This is a genomic window from Actinosynnema sp. NPDC023658 (genome assembly GCF_040639995.1).
Taxonomy (GTDB): Bacteria; Actinomycetota; Actinomycetes; order Mycobacteriales; family Pseudonocardiaceae; genus Actinosynnema.
In genome coordinates this window covers 1-1,835 of record NZ_JBFAAX010001057.1, presented here as the reverse complement: position 1 = coordinate 1,835, position 1,835 = coordinate 1, and the positions used below count along the sequence as shown (strand labels likewise).

Genomic DNA, 1,835 nt, shown 5'->3' with positions numbered 1-1,835 from the left:
CCCGCGGTGGAGCTGGTCGAGGCGTTGCTGGAGCACGTGTCGGACGCGCTGGGTGACGACGGGGACCTGGTCCGGTCGCTGGTTCGCGGCGTGGTGGAGCACGGGACAGGCGCGCAACGGCAACTGAGGGCGGGATCACCCGGCGCCGCGGTCGATCTGCTCGCGTGCACCCCGACCGGAGCGGGTAGTCCACGGGCATGACCACTGTGGACCCCGCCGTCGACCGAGCCGTGCTGCCCGCACCGCGAGGCCCCCTCTCCGCCGCCGTGCTGGACGCCCTGCGCGGCGACCCGCCGGCGGTGGGCCTGCCCTCGCACGTGTCGGCCGACCCGTACGGCGAAGACCTGCAGCTGGCCCTGCACGTGTGCTACGAGCTGCACTACCAGGGCTTCGCGGGCGTGTCGGACGACTGGGAGTGGGAGCCGGAGCTGCTGCGGTTCCGGAGCGCGTTGGAACGGGTGTTCCTCGACGCGCTGCGGGCGGACGTGCCCGGCGGCGCGGACATCACCGGCGTGCTGGACGAACTGCTGGTCGAGCCGGTCGACGGCGCCGGCGTGAGCCACTTCCTCAAGGACGAGGGCGAGTGGTGGCACATGCGCGAGTACATGGTGCTGCGCTCGATCTACCACCTCAAGGAGGCCGACCCGCACGCGTGGGTCATCCCGCGCTTGAGCGGTTCCGCGAAGGCCGCGCTGGTGGCGGTGGAGTTCGACGAGTTCGGCGGCGGGCGCGGCGACCGCATGCACTCGCGGCTGTTCGCGGACCTGCTCGTCGGCTCCGGGCTGGAGAACGGCTACCTGCGCTACCTGGAGCACGCGCCGGCGGTGATGCTGGCGACGGTGAACCTCATGTCGTTGTGCGGCCTGCACCGGTCGTTGCGCGGGTCGCTGGTGGGCCACTTCGCCGCCGCCGAGATCACCACCGCCCCCAGCGCCACCCGCATGGCGAAGGCGTTGGAACGGCTGGACGCGCACCCCGACTGCGTCGAGTTCTTCACCGAGCACATCGAGGCGGACGCCGTGCACGAGCAGATCATGCGGCGGGACGTCATCGGTGACCTGCTGGCCCGCGAGCCGGAGCTGACCGGGTCCGTGGTGTTCGGCGTGCAGGCCACGGAGTTGCTGGAGCAACGGCTGGGCGACCACCTGCTGGGAGCGTGGAAGAAGGGGCAGACGGCGCTGCGCCTGCCCCTCCGGTGAGCACCGGCCCCCGAGGGGCACCGGTCAACGTCGTTTGCGGTGGCTCGTGTCGCACAGCGGGTAACGCTTGCTGCGGCGGCACGCGCACACCGCCACGACGAACCGGTCCGAGCACACCACCGTCCCGTCCTCCGTCCTCAGCTCCACGGGCCCCTCCACCAGGACGGGCCCGCCGGGCACCACGGTCACCACCCTCGCGTCACGCGGCGTCGGCACGGATCACCACCAGTTCCTCGTGCTTCTGGTCGTCCTTGATGAGCCCGCGACGGGCCAACCACTCCGCCCGCCCGCGCATGACCGGTCCGAACCCGATGGTGCGGCGGGCCACCACCGAGGCCTTCAGACCGCCGCCGCGCAACTGCCGCAGCGTGACGTCCGCGTCGCACAGCGACGAGTGCACGATCAAGCCCATGCCCTTGTCCGCCAACAACATCGGCATCACCGCGCACAGCCGGTCGAGCACGCAACGCCCGTCCAGCCCGGCGTCCCAGGCCCGCGCGGGCCCCCGGTCGGGCACCGCGACGCTCGGCACGTACGGCGGGTTCGCCGTGACGACGTCGAACTGGTCCCTGCCGACCAGGTCACCGAAGTCGCCGTGCCGCTGGCGCAGGGTCAGGCGGCGCAAGCGGGCGTTGA

Annotated in this window: 3 protein-coding genes and 1 pseudogene; 2 read left to right on the top strand and 2 right to left on the bottom strand. The window is 72.2% G+C overall.

Annotation, left to right across the window (positions count from 1 at the left end; all coding sequences use genetic code 11):
- Positions 1 to 201, top strand: a pseudogene (locus tag AB0G02_RS38025) (hypothetical protein); the annotation flags it as partial.
- Positions 198 to 1,199, top strand: coding sequence for an iron-containing redox enzyme family protein (locus tag AB0G02_RS38020; protein ID WP_360804706.1), 1,002 nt, complete (start codon positions 198 to 200; stop codon positions 1,197 to 1,199). The pseudogene AB0G02_RS38025 and the gene AB0G02_RS38020, both read left to right, overlap by 4 nt.
- Before the next feature lie 24 nt (positions 1,200 to 1,223).
- On the opposite strand, the gene AB0G02_RS38015 is transcribed toward AB0G02_RS38020, so the two are convergent.
- Together AB0G02_RS38015 and AB0G02_RS38010 are read right to left on the bottom strand one after the other, a co-directional pair.
- Positions 1,224 to 1,415: a CDGSH iron-sulfur domain-containing protein gene (locus AB0G02_RS38015; RefSeq protein WP_360804703.1), complete on the bottom strand. Its 192-nt coding sequence runs from the start codon at positions 1,413 to 1,415 to the stop codon at positions 1,224 to 1,226.
- Positions 1,399 to 1,835, bottom strand: a 437-nt coding sequence (locus tag AB0G02_RS38010; protein WP_360804700.1) for a methyltransferase, incomplete at its 5' end; no start/stop codon positions are given. The genes AB0G02_RS38010 and AB0G02_RS38015, both read right to left, overlap by 17 nt.

Excerpts from the sequence above, each read along its gene's own strand:
- AB0G02_RS38020 (WP_360804706.1), top strand. The coding sequence starts at position 198 with ATGACCACTGTGGACCCCGCCGTCGACCGAGCCGTGCTGCCCGCACCG.